11 protein-coding genes are annotated in these 20,407 nt (G+C 25.0%); all 11 read left to right on the forward strand.

The features are described from left to right. The first annotated feature begins 52 nt into the window (after positions 1–52). The 11 genes from XO10_RS01135 to XO10_RS01185 all read left to right on the forward strand — a co-directional run bounded on the left by XO10_RS01135 (position 53) and on the right by XO10_RS01185 (position 20,393). A complete protein-coding gene (locus tag XO10_RS01135) occupies positions 53–2,197 on the forward strand; it encodes a site-specific DNA-methyltransferase (protein WP_014295692.1) in 2,145 nt (714 codons plus the stop codon). 2 nt (positions 2,198–2,199) lie between these two features. Beyond that, complete coding sequence (locus tag XO10_RS01140; RefSeq protein WP_175421023.1) at positions 2,200–5,070, forward strand: type III restriction-modification system endonuclease; 2,871 nt, start codon at positions 2,200–2,202, stop codon at positions 5,068–5,070. Between the two features lie 52 nt (positions 5,071–5,122). Beyond that, complete coding sequence (locus XO10_RS01145) at positions 5,123–5,389, forward strand: hypothetical protein (RefSeq protein ID WP_175421024.1); 267 nt, start codon at positions 5,123–5,125, stop codon at positions 5,387–5,389. A 273-nt stretch (positions 5,390–5,662) separates the two neighbouring features. Continuing rightward, on the forward strand, positions 5,663–6,871 hold the full coding sequence (locus tag XO10_RS01150) for an AAA family ATPase (RefSeq protein ID WP_217671570.1): 1,209 nt from the start codon (positions 5,663–5,665) through the stop codon (positions 6,869–6,871). After that, the gene (locus tag XO10_RS01155; RefSeq protein ID WP_175421025.1) at positions 6,846–7,904 is read left to right on the forward strand and encodes a hypothetical protein; all 1,059 of its coding nucleotides are present in this window, start codon (positions 6,846–6,848) and stop codon (positions 7,902–7,904) included. The genes XO10_RS01150 and XO10_RS01155 overlap by 26 nt, the downstream gene beginning before the upstream one ends. A 117-nt stretch (positions 7,905–8,021) precedes the next feature. Next, the gene (locus XO10_RS01160; protein ID WP_175421026.1) at positions 8,022–9,773 is read left to right on the forward strand and encodes an AAA family ATPase; all 1,752 of its coding nucleotides are present in this window, start codon (positions 8,022–8,024) and stop codon (positions 9,771–9,773) included. A 69-nt stretch (positions 9,774–9,842) separates the two neighbouring features. After that, the gene (locus XO10_RS01165; protein ID WP_050899146.1) at positions 9,843–10,280 is read left to right on the forward strand and encodes a UPF0158 family protein; all 438 of its coding nucleotides are present in this window, start codon (positions 9,843–9,845) and stop codon (positions 10,278–10,280) included. Between the two features lie 191 nt (positions 10,281–10,471). After that, positions 10,472–12,178 (forward strand): AAA family ATPase, encoded by a 1,707-nt coding sequence (locus tag XO10_RS01170; RefSeq protein WP_175421027.1) that lies wholly within the window; start codon positions 10,472–10,474, stop codon positions 12,176–12,178. Positions 12,179–12,384: 206 nt separating this feature from the next. Next, positions 12,385–15,666 (forward strand): PD-(D/E)XK nuclease family protein, encoded by a 3,282-nt coding sequence (locus XO10_RS01175; RefSeq protein WP_175421028.1) that lies wholly within the window; start codon positions 12,385–12,387, stop codon positions 15,664–15,666. Between the two features lie 13 nt (positions 15,667–15,679). Continuing rightward, on the forward strand, positions 15,680–18,928 hold the full coding sequence (locus XO10_RS01180) for an exodeoxyribonuclease V subunit beta (protein WP_175421029.1): 3,249 nt from the start codon (positions 15,680–15,682) through the stop codon (positions 18,926–18,928). Positions 18,929–18,962: 34 nt separating this feature from the next. After that, the gene (locus XO10_RS01185; RefSeq protein ID WP_175421030.1) at positions 18,963–20,393 is read left to right on the forward strand and encodes an RNA-binding domain-containing protein; all 1,431 of its coding nucleotides are present in this window, start codon (positions 18,963–18,965) and stop codon (positions 20,391–20,393) included. Positions 20,394–20,407: the final 14 nt, after the last annotated feature.

The following is a 20,407-nucleotide window of genomic DNA, read 5'->3' on the forward strand; positions in this document are numbered from 1 at the left end:
TAGGATTTTTGAATATACTATTTTTGAAAACAAATTTATGAAGGAGGAAATTATGATTAACGAAGAAAATATTTTTGAACAAAATCTTCCGGATAATATTTATATTTTAAAAAAGTATTTCCCTCAATGTTTTGATAAAGAAGGTAATTTTAATTTAGAAAAGTTTAAAGAAGAAATAAAAATAAATGAAATTAACTTATCAAAAGAGAGTTACAGTCTTGAATGGCTTGGAAAAAGTTATGCGAGAGTATTAACTCATGAGCCTGTTAGAACTTTTATAAAAGAAGATGAAGAATTTAATTCGAAAGAAGAAAATAGAAAATCACAAAATCTTCTTATAAAAGGTGATAATTTAGAAGTATTAAAACATCTTTTAAATGCATATAGAGAAAAAATAAAAATGATATATATCGATCCACCGTATAATACAGGAAAAGATGATTTTGTATATCAGGATGACAGAAAATTTTCAAAGGAAGAATTGTCTAAATTAGCAGGAATTTCTGAAGAAAAAGCAAAAAGAATTTTGGATTTTGTAAATAGTAAAAGTAATTCACATTCTGCATGGCTTACTTTTATGTATCCAAGACTTTACATAGCTAGGCAATTTTTGAGAGAAGATGGAGTTATTTTTGTGAGTATTGATGATAATGAAGTTGCACAACTAAAAATTTTAATGGATGAAATTTTTGGGGAAGAAAATTTTATTGCATTGTTATCCGTTGAAAACAATCCTAAAGGTAGAAAAAATTCTAATTTTGTTTCAATTTCAAATGATTATTGTTTAATTTATGCAAAAAATAAAGGTGAAAGTTATTTTATAGAAAATCTTCCTAAATTAAAAACAGAATTAAAAGTGGATGAATTTGGAAGATACTATACTCATGGAAAAAGAGTTATTGTTGGTGAGAGTTCAAATAAAGAAGTGTCAGTTAATTCTGATAAACATTATACGGTTTATTACAATGAAAGCGAGAAAAAAATTGTTATAAAAAAAGAAGAAAATATTAATACTATAGATGTAAAATTGATACAACAGGGATATAAAAGATATATCTCAACAAAAAATGGCAAATTTATAGAAAATACATATACATCTTCAAAATTTAAAGAATTATTTGAAACCAATTCTTTAATTTTTAAAGAGAATTCTATTTATGAGAAAGATTTTAATACTTTTATTAGAATAAAAAGTATTTTAAAAAATACTGATGAAATTGATTTAAAAACAGAAACTGCAGGAACATATCTTAATAATCTTTTTGGAATACCAAATGGCAAAGATAAAAAAATTTTTGATAATCCTAAAAATCCTTCTTTCATTAAGTTATTAATTACGCTTTTTGAAGAAAAAGATTTTCTTATTTTAGACTTCTTTTCCGGTTCTGGAACGACAGGCGATGCAGTAATGCAACTAAATGCAGAAGATGGGGGTAATAGAAAATATATTTTGGTTCAATTACCAGAGCCGATTGAGGAAAAGAAAAACAAAACTGCTTATGATTTTGTAAAAAATGAACTTAAGGTAGATAATCCTACTATTTTTGATATAACAAAAGAAAGGTTAATTAGAGCAGCTAAAAAAATAAAAGAAGATGTTGAAAATGAATTGAAAAATAAAAAGGAAGAATTAGAAAAAATAATAAACAAAAAAAAGAAAAATAAAAAAGATGAGGAAAAGATAATAATACTCAATGAAGAAATAAATAAATTAGAAAAAAAAGTGAATAATATAAAAAATCAAGATTTAGGATTTAAAATATTTGAAACTATTCCAAATAATGAAGGAAAATGGGAAAGTTATAAAATTAATGCTAAAGAATTTAATCCAAAAATAAAATTATTTGATGAGAATAAGTTAACTAATGATGATTTAAAAACACTTCTTACTACATGGAAACTATATGACGGAATAATTTTAACAGAAGATTTAAAAGAACTTGATCTTGATGGATATAAAAGTTATTACCATCATGAAAAAGGAATTCTTTATCTTATAAATAAGGAATTTAAAACGGAAAATTTAAAAAAATTATTAGAAGAAATAGATGAAAATCCAAACTTTAATCCTTTGAAAATAATAGCATTTGGATATCATTTTGAAAGTAAAGTGTTGAGAGAAATTGCAGAAAATCTAAAAAATTATATCAATAAAAAAGAAAGTGCAGATAATATTGAGTTTATAGTGAGGTATTAAATATGATGAGATTTCATTTTGAAAAAAATTTAGAACATCAAAATCGTGCTGTAGAATCTATTATTAACGTTTTTAAAGGTGTTGAGATAATAGAACCATTTGGAATAGAAAAAGAATATGTTAATCCTATTTTCAATAAAGATACAAATTTTAGTTACGTAAATAATATTGGAAGTATTCAAGAACAAAATGATATTAAAAGAAATGTGAAAGGAAAAAGTAATATTATAGATATTATGATGGAAACGGGAACTGGAAAAACATATACATATACAAAAACTATTTTTGAACTCAATAAGTTATATGGAATTTTTAAATTTATTATAGTTGTTCCAACAATAGCAATTAAAGCTGGAACAATAAATTTTTTAAGATCAGAAAGTGCAAGAGAACATTTTAAAGATCAATATGGAAAAATTATTGAATTACATGTTGTAGCGAGTCAAAAATCTAATAAAAATAAAAAATTATATATGCCACAAGCTGTTAGTAATTTTGTAAATGCTGGAAGATTTGAAAAAGATAAAATACATGTTCTTATTATTAATCTAGGAATGATAAATTCTCCAACTATGAAAAAAAGTTATGATAAAACTTTATTAGATAAATATTCAGTACCATTTGATGCAATTGCTTCAGTAAATCCTTTTATGATTATTGATGAACCGCATAAATTTACTATAGGAAGTGAAACATGGAAAAATATTCAGAAAATGAAACCGCAATTCATTTTAAGATTTGGAGCAACTTTTAAGGAATATAAAAATTTAATATATACACTTACGGCAGCAGAAGCATTTAATAGAAATTTGGTAAAAGGGGTTATTGGTCATGTTACAGAATTCGAAGAAGGGAAAAATGTATTTGTTAGATTTGTAAATTCAAATGGAAAAGAAGCGACATTTGAATTAACCAAAAAAGGTAGTTCGAAAAAGAATTTTAAATTAATAAAAAATGAAAGTCTTGAAAAAATACATCCTGCAATGAAGGATTTGATTATTGAAAAATTAAATAAAAATACTATTATTTTATCTAATGGTTTAGAACTTAAAAAAGGAGATAAAATAAATCCTTATTCATATGCTGAAAAATTGCAAGAAATAATGATCAAAGAAGCTGTTAAAAATCATTTTAAATTAGAAAAAGAATATCTTACAAGAAATATAAAAATAAAACCGTTAACTTTATTTTTTATAGATAATATTGATGAATATAGAAATAAGGAAGGTTATATTAGAAAAACACTTGAAAATTATGTTGAATTAGAAATAAAAGAATTATTAAAGAAAGAAGAAAATGAATTTTATAGAAATTATCTAAAAAAAACTTTAGAAGATATTTCAAAAACCCATGGTGGATATTTTGCTGCAGATAAAGGGGAAAATGATGAAGTTATCGAAAAAGAAGTAAATGAAATATTACATGATAAACAAGCAATATTAGATTTGGAAAATCCAAGAAGATTTATATTTTCAAAATGGACTTTAAGGGAAGGTTGGGATAACCCTAATGTTTTTCAAATATGTAAATTAAGAAGTAGTGGTTCAGAAATTTCCAAATTACAAGAAGTTGGAAGAGGATTAAGATTGCCTGTGAATCAATATGGTAACAGAGTTAAAAATGAACAATTCTATTTACATTATTTTGTAGATTTTACTGAAAATGATTTTGTGGAAAAGTTAGTTAAAGAAATAAATGATAAATCAGGAGCTATTTCGAGAGAGGATAAACCTGAAAAACTTGATGATGTAATGATTAAAAGAATCTGTAAAATTTATAAAATTAGTGAAGAAGAGTTATTAGAAACTTTAGATAAAAATAATGTTATAACAAGAACTAATAAATTTAAAGAGAATGGATTTGAATATATTAAAAAAAATTATCCTCTTATATTTAATGGAGTTAATTCTAATAAAATAAAAAAAGATACTGAATTCAAGAAAAAAGTAAAAATAAGAGTTGAAAAATATCCATTATTAAAGGAGCTTTGGGAAAAGCTTAATGAAAAGGTTATACTTGAATATAAAATAAAAAATGAAGAACAATTCAAGGAAATATTTTTAGATTTTTTGAAAAAATATGAACCTTTTAAACCAGAAAAATTTCAAGAAAAAATTAAAAAAGTAAATTTTGAAAATTATGAAGCAATGGTAAATGAAGAAGTTTCGATTTATGGTGAGGAAAATAGCTCTATTCAAACAATGAGTTATGAGGAATTTCTGAAAGAATTATCTAAAAAATTATATATAAATATAAAAACTTTGCATAATGCTTTTGTGGAATCCAAAATAGAAATGAATAAATATCTTAATCAAACTACAATTAGATTATTCAAACAAAAATTTGATAATTATTTAATGTATAATGCATTAAATAAATTTAGTATAGAATATCAGAAGGTTACTGGTTCAATTCATCCAACTAAAATTACTAATTCTGATGGGATGGTTAAAAAAGAAATTGATTCCTCTGATATTGGAATTTTCTATTCGGAAGAACAAGTTTCTGATGATTATTTATTTGAAGAATTATTTTATGATTCAGATTTGGAAAGAGAAAATATAAAAAAAGAAATAAAAGAAATAATTGTTTTTACAAAAATTCCTAAAAACTCCATAAAAATACCGATAGCTGGTGGAAAAACATATTCCCCGGATTTTGCATATGTTTTAGATTATGAAAATGGCCAAAAGAAGATGTATTTTATTGTAGAAACAAAGGATACTGATAAAGATAGTTTAAGAGATGAAGAAAGAATAAAAATAAAACATGCAGAAAAATTTTTTGGAGATACTATAAAAATTAAATTTAAAACTCAATTTAAAGATGAAGATATAACAAATTTAATAAAAGAAATTTATAAAGATATTTAATATTGAAACTTAATAAATTATAATTAGCAATAATAATTAAGGAGGGATTTTGATGGCATATAAAGGTTTGACTAAGGATATTTTTTTAAAAATAAAAGAATTAAACAAAGATGTTTTTACTTCAAAGGATTTTTATAACGCATTTTTAAAAGAGTTGGAAAGAATATATTCTAATAATAAAAATGTTAAAGCGGCAATTCTTAGAGAATTTCAAAACCTCAGAGATGACAATCTCTTAGAATTTGTTGATAATAATGGAACTTATAAAGTGATAAATAAAAGTAAATGGGAAGAGGAATTAAATAATTTATCCGAATAAAATAGATGGATTTGAAAAATGTTTACTGATAATATAAATAAAATTGGAGAACATAATGCTTATAAAAAATACTGGATTCAAGAAATATTTGAATAGGAAAATTTTTAAAATTTATTGATAATTAACCCCCTTCCGACAAAATTCGGAAGGGATTTTTATAATTTTAGTATGGTATAATTTATTACATGTAAAAATATTCAAAAGATTCTCGATATTTGCATTTGCTATGCAATATAAATTATAATTAGCAATAATAATTAAGGAGGAATTTTGATGGCCTATAAGGGGTGGACTAAAGATATTTTCTTAAGAATAAAAAAATTAGATAAAGATATTTTTACTTCAAAGGATTTTTATAACGCATTTTTAAAAGAATTGGAAAAAATACATTCTAATAATAAAAATGTTAAACCGACAATTCTTAGAGAATTTCAAAACCTCAGAGATGACAATCTCTTAGAATTTGTTGATAATAATGGAACTTATAAAGTAATAAATAAAAGTAAATGGGAAGAGGAATTAAATAAATTATCCGAAACTCCTGATAAAAAAATATCGAATAATAATATTGACAATAATCCAAATACGAACGATGTAAATAAAATAAAAAAAGAAATATTTCTTCCAGATGAAGAAATTGATAAAATTTTAGAATTAATTAAGAGGAAAAAAAATGTAATTTTTCAAGGACCTCCAGGTGTGGGGAAAACGTTTATTGCCAAAAAAATGGGTAATTTAATGGGAATAAAAGATGATAATATTGAAATAGTTCAATTTCATCAGTCCTACTCATATGAAGATTTTATAATAGGATATAGGCCAACTGAAAATGGTTCATTTATATTAAAGAAAGGCATATTTTATAAATTTATAGAGAAAGCAAAAAAAGATCCTGAAAATAGTTATTTATTTATCATAGATGAAATTAATAGAGGAAACTTAAGTAAAATTTTTGGTGAATTAATGATGCTAATTGAAAAGGATAAAAGAGGAGAGAAAAATAAAATTTCATTAACATATAATGAAAATAAAAAGTTTTATATACCTGAGAATGTATATATAATAGGAACAATGAATACAGCTGATAGATCACTTGCAATGGTGGATTATGCCTTAAGAAGAAGATTTTCTTTTGTTACTATAAAGCCTGCATTTAGTAATAATAAGTTTGAAGATTTTTTAAAAAATAAAAGAATATCCGTTGGAAATATAAATAAATTAAGAAATAAAATAGAAAATCTCAACAATAAAGAGATAAAAGAAGCATTTGGAGAAGGATTTGAAATTGGACATAGTTATTTTGTTTCGGAGAATAATATAGATGATTTTAAATACTGGTACAATGATATTATAAAATATGAGATATTACCATTGTTAGAAGAATATTGGTTTAATGATCCTGAAAAACTTGAAGAAATAAGAAAAAAGTTAGATATAGAAGAAAAGGATTGGTTAGATGAACAAAATGATGAGTCAAAATAAAATTTATGAAGAAAATTTATATTATATGTTATTTTATGCGTGGGATAAGTTAAATATAAAATTTCTTGATAAAATTGGAATTAAAACGGAAAATTTTAAAAATATTCCAGATTTCTTAGCTAAAATACTTGTAAATGCCTTATCTTATTTGATAAAAAGAGGGTTTGATAGAACATATCAAGAAAATTCAATGATTGTTTCTATTCCTAAAGGAAAAATAAATTTTACAAGAAGTTTGAATTTTATAGGTCTTAAACAAATGAAATTATATTGTGAACATGATGAATTATCCTATAATAATTTACAGAATCAAATAATAAAAACAACATTATATTATTTATTAAAAAATAAAAAAATAACGAATAATATAAAAGATGAAATTGAGCAAATCTATATATACTTTAACAATGTTGATTTAATAAGATTAGATTCGTTGAAATTTAATAATATATTATTTCATAGGAATAATAATTATTATATATTCATAATAAAAATATGTGAATTATTATATAATAATTATCTATTTTCAACAAGTTGCAATAATAAAAACTTTATGAATATATTTGATGATGAAGAAAAAATGCATGTGATTTTTGAAAAGTTCGTAAGAAATTTTTATAAAATAACTGTAAGCGATTTATATAATGTAAAAATAGAATATATAAAATGGAAATGGAGTAGTAATGTACTGGAAGGTAAATTAATAAATATTCCCACTATGAAGACAGATATTTCATTGATATCAAAATCTAAAAAAATTATTATTGATACTAAATATTATAAAAATGCACTACAAAAAAATTATGATAGAGAAAAATTTATATCTTCTAATCTATATCAAATATCCTCGTATCTTGAAAATACCAATCCAAAAGATAATCAAGAATTAGTAGGAATTCTTCTATATCCTGAAAGAGACAATCAAATAGATTTTTGTGCCAAAAGTGATAAATATAAAATATGTATTAAAACTATTAATTTAAATCAGCATTGGTCAAAAATTGAAGAAAGGCTTAAAAATATTATTAATTAAACCATATTTATTCTTAATCCCTTCCGACAAAACTCGGAAGGGCTTTTTATAATTTTAGTATGGTATAATTTTAATATAGCAAAGAAAATCCATAATACTTTTTAAGAGGTGGGGTAAATGAAAAAGAAAATACCATATGGAGAACAAAATTTTGAAAGATTAAGAAAAGATAATTATTATTATATAGATAGAACAGAATATATAAAAAAATTAGAAAATTTAGATGAAAAATATATAGTCTTTTTAAGACCAAGAAAGTTTGGAAAAACATTGTTTTTAGATACACTTGGAAAATATTATGATATTAATTATAAAAACAAATTTGAAGAATTATTTGGAGATTTATATATCGGCAAAAATCCAACACCATTAAAAAATGAATATTACATATTATATATGGATTTCTCAGGAATACAAACAGAAAACAAGGATATATTAATAAAAAGTTTTAAAAATAATGTAATAGCTTCACTTGTAGATTTCAATAATAGATATGATTTAGAATTAACAATAAAAGAAGAATATAGTGAACCAGCAGATATAATAAGAGCTTTTTTAACTGATACGAAAGATATTTTAGACAAACCAATATATTTATTAATAGATGAATATGATCACTTTGCCAATGAATTATTGAGTTTTAATCTTGACTTGTTTAGAAATAGTGTAACGAAACATGGATTTGTAAGAAAGTTCTACGAAGAAATAAAAAAAGGAACAAAAACAATAATAAAAAGAATATCCATGACAGGGGTAAGCCCTATTATGCTTGACTCATTAACCAGTGGATTTAATATTACAATGAATATAACCTTAGAAAAAGAATTTAATAGAATGCTTGGATTTACAAAAGAAGAGGTAATTGAATTATTAAAATATTATGAAATATATTCTGATAAATTACTTAAAGAAATGGAAGAAAATTATAATGGCTATAAGTTCAATCCAGATGCAAAAGAAACAGTATATAACCCTGATATGGTATTTTATTTCATAATAAAATATCAAAGGGGGAAAAAACCACCGGAAAAAATAATAGACGACAACATATTAAGTGATTATAAAAAAGTACAAAACCTATTTGATTTAGGGGAATTACTAGGAGTAGCGATAGAAAATAATAAAGATTTGTCAAAAGAAGAAAGAGAAAAAGAAAGTGCAAAAAGGATAATAGGAGAATTATTAAATGAAATACTATTAACAGGAAAAACAACCTTACCGGAACTCACAACCATATTCAATCCAGGAAAAAGGATAGAAACAAAAGATATAAAATCATTATTATTTTATCTTGGATTTATGACATTTGAAAAAGAAGGAATAAGAACATATTTAAAAATACCAAATTATTCAATGAGAAAGATATTCTCAGACTATTTCACAGAATATATAGAAGAAAAACTAACGGATATAATAGACACCGGTAAAATAGAAGATGCAATAATAAGTCTATTATCAGAAGGAACAATAGAACCATTTGTAAAAGAGATAGAAAATATATTAAAGAAGCTGGATAACAGAATATTTATGGGATTTGATGAAAAATATATAAAAATACTAATGTATAGTTATTTAGTATTAACCTCATTAGCAATGGTAAAAATGGAATATCCAGTAGAAGGTGGATATGTGGATATAGCAATATTCAAAAGATATGAAGAAGTGCCATATGAAGCAATAATAGAAGTAAAATACATAAAACAGAATGAATATACCGAAAGCAAATTCAAGGAAAAAATCGCTCAGGCAAGGGAACAGATAGAAAGATACAAAAAGTCATATGAATTAAATTCAAAAAACGGAAGTATGAAAAAATTCATAATAATCTTTGTTGGAAAAGAAGCTAAGTTGGTTGAAGAGGTGGAATAAAAGAATGTAAAATATAGTAAAAAAAGGGGGGATATTATTAAAGTTAATATAAATGATCTTATTGGAGAAATGGAAATTCAAATGGCGGAAACAACTACATATTATAACAAAAAAAATGGAGAATTTATTATGATTGAAGACGAATATCTTCAAGATGCTGAGGATGATGATTATGATAATATATATTCAAAAGCCGATGAATGGGAAAAGGAACAGTTAAAATTGGCAGAGGATATATTAAGTCATCCGGAAAATTATATTCCAATACCATCACAATATGACATTCATGAATATATGATCATGAAAAAGTTTTCTATTTATATGGTTGATGACGAAACTTCTGAAATATTATTAAATGCAATTAGAGGTAGAGGAGCATTTAGAAGATTCAAAAATGAAATTTTTAGATTAGGTCTAAGAGAAAAATGGTTCGATTATAAAACAGAAAAATATAAAGAAATCGCTATAGAATGGTGTGAAAAACACGGAATAGAATATGAGGAATGAAAAATAAAATTTAACATAAAAGTGAATTTGTAAAATGGATAGATTTATATATTCGTGGGAATTTATGTATGTTGGTTATAAACAAATAACAAAAAAATATTTAATTAAAAATTAAAAATCCCCTTCCGACAAAGCACGGAAGGGATTTTTATAATTTTAGTATGGTATAATAACACCGTGGGGGTGAAAGAATGGAAAAATTGAAGAAACTTCCTCTCGGAAAAAGCGATTTTAAAAGTTTAATAGAAAACAATATGTATTTTGTAGATAAAAGCATGCTTATAAAAGATATATTAGAAGGTGGAGATGTAATATTAATCACTCGACCAAGGAGATTTGGAAAAACATTAAACATGAGCATGTTAGAACATTTCTTTTCAATGAAAGAAAACAGTGAGAATTTATTTAAAGATTTAAAAATTTGGAATGAAAAGGAAATAATAGAAAAGTATTTAAATAAATATCCTGTTATATTTATAACCTTTAAAGACACAAAAAAAGATAAATTACTTTCAATGAAAATAGAAGTAAAAGCATTAATAAGAAAGATATATTCAGAACATCTATATTTACTGGAAAGCGATAAATTAAATATACTGGAAAAAAGATATATAAAACAATTGTTAGAATTAGAGGAAATTCCAGGAAAAACAGATGAAGAGAAAGATGCAAAAGAAGATACAATATTTGAATCTTCATTAAAAAATCTAACAGAATTTATTTACAAGCATCATGGTAAAAAGGTAATATTATTAATAGACGAATACGACACACCAATACAACAATCATATCTAAATGGATATTACAATGAATTCATAAACTTCATAGGAAATATGCTTGGAAGCGCATTAAAAGATAATGAGTATTTGGAAAAAGCAGTATTAACAGGAATAACAAGAGTGGCAAAAGAGAGCATATTCACTGGAGTAAATAATCTTCAAGTATCAACAGTATTAAGTGAATTATTCAATGACAAATTCGGAATGACAAAAGAAGAATTACATGAAGCTTTGAAATATTATGGTATGGAATATGAAGAAGAAAAGATAATAGAATGGTATAATGGATTTAATTTTGGAGGATTGGAAATATATAATCCATATTCAATAATGAATTTATTATATGAAAAGAAAATAAAGAATTATTGGATAAACACCAGCGGGAATAAGTTAATAAAAGATTTAATAGCCAAAGGAAGTGCAGAAATAAAAGCAAAGATGTATGATTTAATAGAAGGAGGAACAGTAACAACAACAATAAATGAAAATTTGGTATATGGAGATTTAAATGTCAATGTAGAAGAAAGCGTATGGACATTATTTTTATTTACTGGATATTTAACCTGGATAGATAAAAAAGGAGATGAAGAAAATCCAGAATATACATTGAGAATAACAAACAAAGAGACAAAAGGCTTCTTTGAAAGAACAGTGGTGAATATATTAGAAGAAAATAGAATAGATTATAAGAGTATAATCTGGTTGCTAACAAATAATAAGAAAAAAAAGTTTGAAGAGGAATTTAAAAAAATAGTAGAAGGAACATTAAGTTATTTTGATGTAAGCGGAGAAGAACCGGAAAGATTTTACCATGGACTTATATTGGGAATGAGTGTGGGGTTACAAAGAGAATATATAATAAAAAGCAATAGAGAATCAGGATACGGAAGAGCAGATTTAATACTGATTCCAAAAGAGAAAAGCAAGCCAGGAATAATATTTGAATTCAAAAAATTAGATATAGACGAAGATAAAAACTTAAAAGAATGTGCAGAAAAAGGAATGAAACAAATAGAAGAAAAGAATTATGAAGCAGAAATCAAGAGTTATGGAATAGAAAAAATAATAAAAGTTGCTATTGCTTTTGATAAGAAAGAGGTTGAGATTGTAATTAAATAAGGATTCTATAAAAGATTTATTATATCCCCTTCCGACAAAATTCGGAAGGGCTTTTTATAATTTTAGTATGGTATAATTTTAATATAGCAAAAAAAATTCATAATAATCTTTGTTGGAAAAGAAGCTAAGTTTGTTGAGGAAGTGAAATAATAAAATTAATGAAAATCAGGATAATATAAAAAATTCTATAAAAACGGGGGAATGAGATGAAAGAGTTGAAGTTAATTAATTTAAGTAAAAATCACTTTGAGGAGATTGCTGAGTTTATATTGCCTTTATATGAGAAAGATCCTATGAATTTTCTCTTTTTAGGACCTTCTGGTGATTATGTAAAGCAAATTGCAGAAAGTGTTGCAAGAAAAGTTGATAAGACTATTAATAGAGATGCCTTTAGAGTTATAAATCAATATGCTGTTGAGATGTTTAGAAGATATGAACCAACATCTTTGTTTATAGACAGGGATTTTTTAAAAGCCTATATCGCCAAGGAATTAGAAGATTTAATTGAAAAAGAAAAAAATAATATAGAGTTTAGAAAATACGTAAAAACACTTGCAAAATCAAAACAGGCCATTGAATATTTGCTGGAAATCTTTGAAAAGAAATGGGAAATTTCAAGAATCGAAGATGAAAAACTTATTGAAAATCATCCGTTGTACTCAGAAATAGATAAAGATATGGAAAGCGATAATAATCTCTTCAAACTTTATAAACATCTTGAAGAAAAATTAGAAGATATCTTAAATACAACTTTTGACGATTCAAAAAACAATGGGAAAAATTATGATCAGATTAGTATTTATAAATGGTTCTATAAGGAATTGCCTGAAATTGAAAAAAAACTTGGAAAAACACTTGTTATAAGTGGATTTTTTGATGTTCCGCCAATATTGAACAAGGTATTAAAAACATTGTTTGATATGTTTGATAACGTAATTTTCTTTGCATGGAATCCTATTGATGATGAATCGTTTGAGAGTCTGGAGAATATTGTTTATTTCCTGAAAAATGAAGGGTTTTCTGGAAGTTATAAAAAGGAAAGTTTAAAAGAACTATTTTTAAATACAACTTTTCAAAAGGGCGTGTTTAAGAATACTGTTCTTGAAATTGAAAATATTGCAAAAGAAATAAAAAGAAAAATAATATACGAGAATTATCAACCTGATGATTTTGGAATAATTGTTCCAGATTCGCAAACTGCCAATGCATTTGCTGAATTTTTTGAAGAATTAAAGGTTCCATATAGGCTTAAAAATGATATGCCACTTTCAGAAAGTGTAATGGTATCTAAATTATTATTGCCATTAAAAACAAAATATTCCGGTTATGAAGTTGAAGACTTACTTGCATTAATAGAAGCAGGTTATGGCGGAGAACGTTCATTATCAATTGATGAAATAGAATCACTTTTAAAAACATTAAACCTTTATTATGACTTTCCAAAAGCAACTTTGAAATCGAGAAAAGAAAAGTGGTTGAGTGTTGTTTCAAAGCGTCTTGAAGAAATAGATAAAGAATTATTTGATTCTGATGAAAAAGAGAGATTGGAATTGCAGAGAGCCGAATTGGAAGAATTAGAGAAGATACTTGAAACATTGTTTAATTTGTTGGAAGAAATAGATAAAAACGATTTTGAGCTTACATATTATAGGGAACTTTTAAATACATGGATTAAAGAAGGAAGAATAAAAGTAGAAAATATTGATAAGGTTGAAAGTGAATTAAATGCATTGTATAAATTTCATGAACTGCTGCTTACATTAGAAAAAAATCTGGAACATTTAATACCTGGAAAAATAAAACTTTCAAAGTTCTATAATATTCTTTCCAGTTTAATAGAAACAGAAAAATACAGAATTTCAGAAAAATATTCCAATACAGTGGAAATATTTTCACTTAATGATTCCAGGTTTGTACATAAAAAGTATAAAATCTTTGTTTCATTTACGGATATGAATTATCCTTCTATACATATAAATCCATTATTATCGTCTATTACAAAAGAAAATAATTACTCAAAAATCTCTGAGTTACAATTCAGAGAAAATATGTTTATCTCAATGCTTTTTGCTGATAATGTGGTATTTACATATCCAAAAGCCACATTATCGGGAGAAGAAATCCTTGGTTCCTCATATGAAAAGGATTTTGAAAAATTATTTGAAATTAGAGAGTATCCTTTTGCTATAAAAAGCGAAGAGATTATTCCTGAAAACACGGACGAAATATATTCTCTTGAACAGGCAGCTTTATATTTTGCATATAATAATTTAAAGTCCGACCTTGATGAAATTAATGAAGTTATTTCAGAAATTGAAAAATTAAAAGAGAAAAGGGATAATTATAATTGGGTGCTGGATACCAAATATCCTATTGGGGATATCAGTCATAATAAGATATCCACATATGTTGATTGCCCATTTAAATATTATCTGAAATATATAGCAAGAATAGGGGCAAATAAGGACTTTTCTATTTTCTATGTAGGTAATTTAAAACATAAGATAATGAAGAAATTATTTGATAAGTATCCAACATATAATTCCATTTATAGCCTTATTGGAGACGAAGAAAAATTATATGAAGAAATTAAAAGTATTGCTTATGAAGAATGGGATAATTCGGGTGTAGATGAATTGAAATCGTATAAGATTGTAAAAGAAGTGGAAATTGAAGATATATCACAGGATTTAATCTTTACTATAAAAAAATTAATAGAGTTTTATATTCATTTTAAAAATTCAAAGATTAAAGACGAGCAGAAAAAGATTATAAAATACAAAAAAGTATTGAAAAGCGAATTTCCTGTTTCCGGTAAATATGAAAATTATAATCTTTTTGCAAGGATTGATAGAATCGATATTCTTGAAGAAGATGTGATTTTTGATATTGACAAGTCAAAGAATGAATTGATTCCTGTTGGTAAAGAAGAAAAGGAAGCATATTCAATAATAGATTATAAAAATAGTAAAAGTTTCAAAAGTGAACAATTATTATTTTATTATTATATATTATTAAGCAATTCTGATTGGAAAGAAAAATTAAAAGAAAAATCCGTATTTTTGAGCTTCCTTCCAATGAAAGAAAAGGATTTTAATAAAACTGACGCTTTAATATGGATTAAAATAAAAAATGACGATTTATATATAAAATATTCTGGAAATTCAAATTCATATAGTCAAATATCACTAAAAGAATTTGAAAGCTGGTTTAATGAAGTGGTAGATGCCATTAAAAATTCAGAATTTTATCCTGTTTTTATTAATGATGATGAAAAACTAAAATTTAGATTTTTAGATTATTTAAAATCAAAAGGATACAATGTGAGAAATAGTAATGAAAAATATTATGCATGTAAAGGTAATGATAATCCTAACGGATTATCAATAAAATGTGAGTATTATTCATTATGTAAGATTATGGGATTTGGAAAATATATTAATTTAAAAAATAGAGATCACTTAAAAGCTAAACGTAAATCTAAATAATGAGGTGAAGAAAATGCCTGAAGTTTTAAATATAGAAGAAATGAAAAAGAATCTTGATAAAAATTATTTTATTTCAGCTTCTGCAGGTACTGGAAAAACATATACTATAACTCAATATTATGTTGCCATACTGGAAAAATACGAAAAAGAAAATAATCCAGATATTGTTCAAAATATTCTTGCTGTTACCTTTACCAATAAAGCGGCTGGAGAAATGAAAGAAAGGATTTTGGAGGAGATTGATAAAAAGTTAGATAAAGGAAAAAATTATAAATATTGGCGTCAGATAAAAACAAATCTCAATAGTGCATGGATAATGACAATAGACAGTTTCTGCTCGAGAATATTGAGAGAAAATAATATAGCAATAGGTGTTGATCCAAATTTTACAATAATCAATGAATTAAGAATGGGAATTGAAATAGAAAAATCTGTCTATAATACATTGAAAATAATATTTTCGATATATGAAGATATTATAGAAGACAAAGAATCAAATATTGAAGAAATTACATTCTTTTTATCGCCTGAACGAAGAGAGACAGTGAAAAAAATTATAAATGAGTTAATTCAAAATAAAGAAAATTTCATTGTTGCATTGAAGTTTATACTTCAGGAGCTAAAAATCGATACATTTAAGGAAGTTTTATTGGATACATTAAGAAATTGGCGAACTGAAATGAAAATGAGTCAAATTCCTGAATATGATTTACCTAATCCTGATTATAATAAGGTATTATGGCTCTTTAAAAATGCTGTTTTAATAGCGCAGGAAATATATAACTTATATACAGAAGATCAATTTCAATTTGATTTTAAAGGTGTATTAGCCAAAACGTTGGAAACACTTGAAGATGAAAATATAAAAGAAAAGTATCAGCATAAATTTAAATATATAATAGTCGATGAGTATCAGGATACCAATTTCCTTCAAAAAGCATTATTTGATAAGATTCATACAGATGAAAATTATATCTTTTATGTTGGAGACAGGAAACAATCAATATATAGATTTAGAGGTGCAGATGTTTCTGTATTTGCAGTTACAGAAAATGAATTTGAAGAAAACAGTAAATTTCAATTAAGGGTTAATAGACGTTCAAATGCAGAAATTGTTGAGTTTGCCAATGAATTTTCGGAAAAGATGCTGTTTAATGATGAATTACTTGGGGTATATGAAAATGTAAAGAAAACATATGAAAAAATATATAAAAATTTGTTATTTAGTGAAGATAAGGATTATTCTGAATATGAAGTAAAAGACGAAAACGATGTTATTCCTTCAATTTCAAAAGATGGAACAGATAAAAGAAGAATAAAATATGTAACGTACATAAAACCAAAGAAAAATGATAAAAAGTCAGATGAAGAAAAGAATATTGAATATGAAGCAATTGCCAGAACTATTCAATCATTAATTGGTAAAAAAATGAAATTTAGAAAAAGAGAAAATGGAAAAATTATTTTTGAAGAAAGAGAAATAAAATATAGCGATATTGCTGTATTATTGAGAGAATTAAAAATTTCAGAAGATAAAATAAGAAAATCATTTAAAAAATATAATATTCCTTTTTATATTCTTGGAAGTAAATCATTTTATGATAAAAACGAAATTCAGACCATATTTTCTGCATTAAATGCCGTTCAAAATCCTCGTAATGACTTCAATTTTTCAGCATATATGATGTCATTAATTGGTGGTATGACATTTGAAAGATTAAATGAGTTCATAGAAATAAAAAAAGGAAATAAGGAAAAATATAGTTCATTATATGAAGTAGTAAGCAATAATAAAGATAAACTATCTCCTGAAGAATTAAAAGCATTTGAAGTTCTGGAAAGATATGTGAAATTAAAATACTATTTAAAACCAACACATATTTTAAAACAATTTATTTCAGAAACAAATTATTTATCAAAATTAACACTGATGTCTGATGCACATTATGCAATAGCAAATGTAAAAAAACTTATCAATGAAGCTGAACAATATAACACACTTGCTGTTTCATTTGCGGAATTAATAAAATTATTAAAAAAGACATCGGAAGTTTCAGAAAGCGAAGCAGCTATAGAAGATGAAAAACAAAATGTTGTAAAAGTATTAACAATCCACAAGTCAAAAGGCCTTGAATTTCCTATTGTAATACTTGGTGGCCTTGGTAAAGAGCTAAATTTAAATTCAGAAGAAGAAACAGGTGAAAATGTCAGTTTAAGTAAGGAAGAAACGGAATTTTCATTGCCAGAAGACAATGTAAGGTATTTTATTCTAAAAAAATTATTCCTCAAGACAGTTAAAAATATAGAACTTCCTTTAACAGATAAAGAAAAAATTAATGTGGAACTTGGAGAAGGTTTTTCAAAAAAGTTTGATATTAATAAATTTCTTGAAGATACTGAAGTTTTAAGGTTAATGTATGTTGCAATAACAAGGCCAAAAGAAATGTTAATTCCTATAATTCCTATTGTTCAGGAAAATAAAACAAAAAAGAAAAAAGATGAAAATGATGATGGAAAGTATAAATATGTAGCCGATTTGTTTATGCATTTTCAATACGAAGACAAGCGAGATATTATTGCATTAGAAGAGCTTGAAAATAATGAAATATCTGTAAATGAAGAAGTTTCTGAAAAATCGCGTGATATAAAAGAAAAACAATTAAGCGATTTAACAGGATTTGCATATAAAAAATATATAGCACCAACATATATAATCAATGAATTAAAAAAGGAAGAAACAACAGATGATTTAACAGAAGAAGGATATATAAAAATCACAGCAGATGATTTCTTTTCTGATGAAGAAAGTATATTAAAAGGAACGGAATTACACAATTTAATGGAAAGTGTTGGTAATTTCAGTCAAATATTGAATTTAATCGAAACTGGAGAGCTTCCAGAGGAATTGAATAATGCGTTAATTGAAAGATTATTTTCTGCTAAAAGGTTCAAAACTGAATGGCGACTTGTGAAAAGGTTGTTGATTGATAATAAAGAGTATATGATTTTTGGTGTTCCAGATAGGGTAATATTTGATGAAGAAAATAATATTGAAATTCTGGACTATAAATATTCAGAATTGAACAATTCTGAAAAAATAGAAGATTATAAATTCCAATTGCAATTTTATATGTATCTTTTAAAAGACTTTGGAAATCCGTTAAAAGGATATATTATAAGCTTGAAAAATGGAAAAATAATTGAGGTTGAATACAACAAAAACTTTGAAGAAGAGTTAAAAAAGAAGATATCCATGTTATAATAAAAGTGTATTTTAAAGATTACAGGTGATTTATATGACTCTTATTGAAGAAATAAAAAAAGGTGAAAATAAAAAATTAGAATTTAAAGAAAAATTGTCAGGAAACTACAACAGTTTTTTAAAAACTGTTGTAGCTTTTGCTAATGGTAGTGGTGGGAAAATAATATTTGGAATAAAAGATAAAACACATGAAATAATTGGAATTGATGATGAAGAAATTTTTGATTTATCCGATAAAATATCAAATTTAATTTCAGAAAAATGTTTTCCTGCAATAATTCCAGAAATTTATATTGCAAACATTGAAAATAAAAACTTATTGGTTGTGGAAATATTTTCGGGGCAATTAAAACCATATTATTTAAAAGAACAGGATAATAAAAAGAAAGTTTATATTAGAGTTGGAGCTACAACGAGGCTCGCTGATGAAAATATTATAAAAGCTTTAGAACGAGAAAAATTAAATATATCCTATGATGAAGAGATATTATTTGATTATCCAGAAGAGAGTATTGATTTTCAACCAATAAAAACAGATTTTAAGAAATTTACAGGTAAAGAATTAAATGAAATTAAAATGGTGAATTTGAAGATTTTAAAGGAATATAATAAAAAGAAATTTCTTACCATTGGAGGAGCTTTATTAATTGGTAAAGATGAATTTCTAGAATATGCCGGTATAAAATGTGCAAGATTTAAAGGAAATAGCGTAAATGAATTTATTGATAGTAAAGAATTTATTGGTCCATTATATAAAATCGTGGAAGAAGCAATTAATTTTTCAAAAGTTCATATTGAAAAAAGCATGATAATAACTGAAATTCGAAGGCGGGAAAAATATATAGTACCTATTGAAGTTATTAGAGAAGCAATAATAAATGCTGTTGTTCACCGTGATTATTCAATCAATTCTGATATAAAACTGGCTATTTTTGATAATAGAATAGAAATAACCTCACCAGGAGGATTACCAGGGAATCTTGATGTAGAATCAATAAAAGATGGTCGTTCCGAAATAAGAAATAAAGTAATTGCAAGATTTTTTAAAGAAATCAGGTATATTGAACAATGGGGAACAGGAATAAGAAGAATAATCGAGTTATGTAAATTAAATGGATTAAAAGAACCAGAATTTATTGATGACGGAAGATATTTTAAAGTTGTTATTTATAAGATAATAGAAAATAAAGAAGCTTTTGAAAATACAGTGCCGGAAAGTGCCGGAAAATTGCCGGAAAGTGCCGGAAAATTGCCGGAAAGTGCCGGAAAATTGCCGGAAATAAACGAGGATATATTAAAATTTTTAAATGAACATGGGAAAATCACAAGGAGTGATGTTGAAAAAATCCTTAATATAAAAGAAAGACAGGCGCGTAATATTTTAAAAGAATATGTTGAAAAAGGATTACTTAAAAGAAATGGCAGCGGAAAAAATACATATTATACAATTAATCCCCACTCGTAATGAGTGGGGATTGT

It is taken from the genome of Marinitoga sp. 1135, from assembly GCF_013363245.1.
Lineage (GTDB): Bacteria > Thermotogota > Thermotogae > Petrotogales > Petrotogaceae > Marinitoga > Marinitoga piezophila.

What these genes read in the sequence shown, in the direction of transcription:
- XO10_RS01135 (WP_014295692.1), top strand. Translation starts at nt 53, where the DNA reads ATGATTAACGAAGAAAATATTTTTGAACAAAATCTTCCGGATAATATT.
- XO10_RS01140 (WP_175421023.1), top strand. Translation starts at nt 2,200, where the DNA reads ATGATGAGATTTCATTTTGAAAAAAATTTAGAACATCAAAATCGTGCT.
- XO10_RS01145 (WP_175421024.1), top strand. Translation starts at nt 5,123, where the DNA reads ATGGCATATAAAGGTTTGACTAAGGATATTTTTTTAAAAATAAAAGAA.
- XO10_RS01150 (WP_217671570.1), top strand. Translation starts at nt 5,663, where the DNA reads ATGGCCTATAAGGGGTGGACTAAAGATATTTTCTTAAGAATAAAAAAA.
- XO10_RS01155 (WP_175421025.1), top strand. Translation starts at nt 6,846, where the DNA reads ATGAACAAAATGATGAGTCAAAATAAAATTTATGAAGAAAATTTATAT.
- XO10_RS01160 (WP_175421026.1), top strand. Translation starts at nt 8,022, where the DNA reads ATGAAAAAGAAAATACCATATGGAGAACAAAATTTTGAAAGATTAAGA.
- XO10_RS01165 (WP_050899146.1), top strand. Translation starts at nt 9,843, where the DNA reads ATGGAAATTCAAATGGCGGAAACAACTACATATTATAACAAAAAAAAT.
- XO10_RS01170 (WP_175421027.1), top strand. Translation starts at nt 10,472, where the DNA reads ATGGAAAAATTGAAGAAACTTCCTCTCGGAAAAAGCGATTTTAAAAGT.
- XO10_RS01175 (WP_175421028.1), top strand. Translation starts at nt 12,385, where the DNA reads ATGAAAGAGTTGAAGTTAATTAATTTAAGTAAAAATCACTTTGAGGAG.
- XO10_RS01180 (WP_175421029.1), top strand. Translation starts at nt 15,680, where the DNA reads ATGCCTGAAGTTTTAAATATAGAAGAAATGAAAAAGAATCTTGATAAA.
- XO10_RS01185 (WP_175421030.1), top strand. Translation starts at nt 18,963, where the DNA reads ATGACTCTTATTGAAGAAATAAAAAAAGGTGAAAATAAAAAATTAGAA.